5 protein-coding genes are annotated in these 3,856 nt (G+C 64.1%); 2 read left to right on the top strand and 3 right to left on the bottom strand.

Annotation, left to right across the window (positions count from 1 at the left end; all coding sequences use genetic code 11):
• Nucleotides 1–80: 80 nt before the first annotated feature.
• Entirely contained in the window at nucleotides 81–461 is a 381-nt protein-coding gene (locus ACLFQI_RS12295; RefSeq protein ID WP_410759743.1) for an STAS domain-containing protein, read from the bottom strand.
• A 183-nt stretch (nucleotides 462–644) separates the two neighbouring features.
• Here ACLFQI_RS12295 and mgtE point away from each other — a divergent pair, with 183 nt between their 5' ends.
• Both mgtE and ACLFQI_RS12305 read left to right on the top strand, forming a co-directional pair.
• Nucleotides 645–2,087 carry a magnesium transporter gene (mgtE, locus tag ACLFQI_RS12300; protein ID WP_410759745.1) on the top strand — a complete coding sequence of 481 codons (1,443 nt, stop codon included), beginning with the start codon at nucleotides 645–647 and terminating at the stop codon, nucleotides 2,085–2,087.
• 48 nt (nucleotides 2,088–2,135) lie between these two features.
• Nucleotides 2,136–2,729: a Uma2 family endonuclease gene (locus ACLFQI_RS12305; protein ID WP_410759746.1), complete on the top strand. Its 594-nt coding sequence runs from the start codon at nucleotides 2,136–2,138 to the stop codon at nucleotides 2,727–2,729.
• Between the two features lie 8 nt (nucleotides 2,730–2,737).
• On the opposite strand, the gene ACLFQI_RS12310 is transcribed toward ACLFQI_RS12305, so the two are convergent.
• Together ACLFQI_RS12310 and ACLFQI_RS12315 are read right to left on the bottom strand one after the other, a co-directional pair.
• Nucleotides 2,738–3,019 carry a DUF6129 family protein gene (locus ACLFQI_RS12310; RefSeq protein WP_410759748.1) on the bottom strand — a complete coding sequence of 94 codons (282 nt, stop codon included), beginning with the start codon at nucleotides 3,017–3,019 and terminating at the stop codon, nucleotides 2,738–2,740.
• 44 nt (nucleotides 3,020–3,063) lie between these two features.
• A partial coding sequence (locus ACLFQI_RS12315) for a dinitrogenase iron-molybdenum cofactor biosynthesis protein (protein ID WP_410759750.1) occupies nucleotides 3,064–3,856 on the bottom strand: 793 nt, incomplete at its 5' end.

Here is a 3,856-nt window from a genome sequence, read left to right on the forward strand (position 1 = left end):
CTAGACGATGCTCGGCTGAGCGAGCGAGGAGGCGACGATTGGCCCGTCTCGCGGATTGGCGCGGAGACCGCCTTGGCGCATCAGACCGTTTGAGCGAGTTCGAAGCATTGCTCAAGATCGGCGTCCGAATCGTTGCTGGCCAGCTCGGCGTTGAGGCTGTCGACCAGACGCATGGTTTCGAAGAGACTGAAGATGTCTGCCGGGACGTTGATCAGACGAAGACTTCCTTGCCGGGTAACCATGCTGTTCTTGGCGGCGAGCAGCAGGCCGATGCCGCTGGAATCGATGCTCCGCAGCTGCTGGAAATCGAAGACGATGTCATGCGCGTCCTTGTTCAGCGCCGTCTTCAGCGCGTCCTGTAAGGCGGGCACGGTGGTCGCCGTGAGGTCGTCCTTCACGATGGCCCAGATCGACGTGGACTCTTGTACGAGTTGAATATTGCTCATCGGGATTCTCCTCAACATGGTGTTCGTTGGCCGTGTCGGCGGTTGCCCCCGACATGGGCTGGATGACAGGCTAGCGCAGATCCGCCAAGGCATCGTAAAGACTTGTTAAGACCTGTCATGCCGATCAAGATCGATGCGGGGTATCCTTGCTGTCATCAATGATGACCCTGCCACCAGGCCGTGTTGGAGATTGTAACGATGCCGGATTTACCACGACCTGATGAAAACGCATTGCAGCGGCATCTGCGCGAGGTGCGCCAGTTGCTGGCGAAACAGCAACTGGTGGAGGATCTGACGCGGCGCCAGCGCATGCCGCATCGGCGCCTGGTCGAGAACATCACCCATCGCCAAAGCCTGGCGCGGCTACAGCGCAAGCTCGACCGCCTGCATCCGGCCGATATCGCCGATATCCTCGAGGCGCTGCCGCTCGATGAGCGGCTCTACGTCTGGGATCTGGTACGCGCCGACAAGGACGGCGATATCCTGCTCGAGGTCTCGGACGCGGTGCGCCCAAGCCTGCTCGCGACCATGGATCGCGACGAGATCAAGGCCGCGGCCGAGGGTTTGGATGCCGATGAAATCGCCGACCTGATCCCGGATTTGTCCGAGGAACTCGCTGGCGACCTGCTGGCGTCGCTCGATCTGCGCGAGCAGGCACGGGTGCGCGAGGTGATGTCCTATCCGGAGGACACGGTCGGCGCCTTGATGGACTTCGACCTGGTCAAGGTGCGCGAGGATGTCACGCTTGAGGTGGTTGCGCGCTACCTGCGCCGTTTCGAGGCGCTGCCGGATCATACCGACAAGCTCTTCGTCATCGACCGCGACGACCGCCTGCGCGGCATCCTGACCCTGGAGGCGTTGCTGGTCAACGAACCCGAGACCGAGGTCGGTGAGGTCATGCAGGCGAGCGGCTTGATCCTGTTTCGCGCCGAGGATGAGGCGCGCCAGGCGGCCAGCGCCTTCGAGCGCTATGATCTGGTCTCGGTGCCGGTGATCGACAAGGACCGGCGCCTGATCGCCCGTCTCACCGTGTCGGATGTGGTCGACTATATCCAGGAAGAGAACGAGGCCGAGATCCTCGGTAACGCCGGCCTGTTGGAGGAGGAGGACATCTTCGCGCCGGTGCTGCGTTCGGTGAAGAACCGCTGGGCCTGGCTGGCGATCAATCTGGTCACTGCGGTGATCGCCTCGCGCGTGATCGACTTGTTCGAGGGCTCGATCGAGAAGCTGGTGGCGCTGGCGGCGCTGATGCCGATCGTCGCCGGCATCGGCGGCAATGCCGGTAATCAGACCATCACCATGATCGTGCGCGCGATCGCGATGGGGCAGGTGCAGCCTTCGGCCTGGCGCCGGTTGATCCTCAAGGAGCTTGGCGTGGCGCTGATCAATGGGCTGGTGTGGGGCGCTGTGGTCGGCGTCCTCGCCGGGGTGGTCTACGATAATCCCGGCCTCGGCCTCGTCATGGTCGCGGCGATGACGCTGAATCTGCTCTTGGCAGCCACCGCCGGGGTCCTGATTCCGCTCCTGCGCCAACGCTTGGGCCGCGACCCGGCGCTCGGCAGCTCGGTGATGATCACCGGCCTGACCGATTCCGGCGGGTTCTTCATCTTCCTCGGCCTGGCGACGCTGTTCTTGCTCTAGCCTCGAGAGCAGCCTCGGGTCGCTGATTCATTGCAACGGAGAGATCGAATGGGCTTACCGCAACGCGATACCGACGACCATACCTATGGCGAATATCTGACCTGGCCGGAGGATGTGCGTTACGAGCTGATCGACGGCGTCGCCTATCTGATGGCGCCGGCGCCGACGCTGGACCATCAGGACATTGTTGGCGAGGTTTATTACCAATTGCGACAGGCGCTTGGCGATCGGCCCTGCCGCGCCTATGTCTCGCCGGTCGATGTGCGCCTGCCGAAGGCGGACGAAGCGGACGATGTGATCGATACCGTGGTGCAGCCGGACGTGCTTGTGGTGTGCGATGCCGCGAAGACCGATCGACGCGGGATTCGGGGCGCGCCGGACCTGGCCGTGGAGGTGCTTTCGCCCAGCACCGCGAGTCATGATCAGGTGCGCAAGCTGCGGGTCTATGAACGCGCCGGAGTCCGCGAGTATTGGCTGGTGCATCCGATCGATCGGGTGCTGACGATCTATCGGCTCGACCAGGGGGGTTACGGCAAGCCCGATGTCTTCGAGCTGGGGGGCGAGACTCGGGTTGGCGTGCTTGAGGATGTGGTCATCCGTTGGGATCGATTGCTTGAGCGCCTGCCGCCGGTCGAGCCCTGACCGATGGGTCAAGCGTCTCGATCGGCGTCGCTGATCTCGGCCAGCACCAGTCCGGTGGCGCTGTCGGGATCGCGGGTGAAGCGCAGGCAGTGCTCGCTGGCGTCGATGAGATAGAGGTTGAAGCCCTCGGCTGCGCGCACGGGCTCGATGCCGGCGCCGATGTCGTCATCGAGGCAGTGGGTGAAGTGGTGGTCCGGGAAGGCGTCGCGCAGGGCCGCGACCGAATCGGCGCTGAGCCCGGCACGGCTGAGGATGGTCTCGATCTGGTCGAGGAGGTGCGTGGTGATCATGGGTCTTCGGCTTGGCAGTGGTCGGCCTTGGTTCGATCGTCCCGTCAGGCTTCGAGCGCGGAACGCTGGAAGTGCACGCGCGCCTCGGTGGCGGTGCCCATGATCTTGGCGAGCCAGGGCGGGGTCTTGTCGGCGAGGATGCGCGCGAGTTCGGCGATGTGTTCGCGGGCATTGCCCATCTCGGGGCGCTTGATCGGGTGGATGTCGCGCTTGACGACCTTGGCCGCAGCGGGGCCGCCGATGGAGGCGACGTAGAGGACGTGACAGTCGGCGATCAGCGAGGCGCGATAGCTGTTCTTGTCGTCTTGCAGTTCGCCGGCGTTGGTGTCGATGTCGCGGCAGTCGATGAGCTTGAAGCTGTCGGCGGCGACTTGATAGATCAGAAAGCGTTGGCAGGAGCCGAAGTGACCGTCGAGCAGTTCGCCGCCGTTGGAGGCGCAGGCGACGCGGATCGAGTTGGGCAGCTCGCCGTCACTGTAAGGTTCGGGTTCGGGTGCCGGTTCGATCGCGTTGCTGCCTTGGCCCTTGAGGCGGGCGAGGGCCTCTTTGAGTGCGGCGCTGTCGATTTCGGCGAGTTCGCCGTCGGCGGCTTGTTTGAGGGCCTTGACGGTGAGTCCGTCGAGGTTGGCGGCGGTCGGTGGGAGGCCGACGGCGTCGGCGAGGACGCGCAGGAGCCGGACGATGTCGGTGTCTGGAAGCGCGCGGGCGGCAAGGCCGATGCGCAGCGCGATCTCGTCGGATAAGGTCGATTGGGTCATCGGTGGCTCCTTTCGGGTCTTGTTGTGGTTGGCTGGTTCTTGGCGTTTGGCGTTTGGCGTTTGGCGTTTGGCGTTTGGC

It is taken from the genome of Halochromatium sp., from assembly GCF_046541315.1.
Taxonomy (GTDB): Bacteria; Pseudomonadota; Gammaproteobacteria; order Chromatiales; family Chromatiaceae; genus Lamprobacter.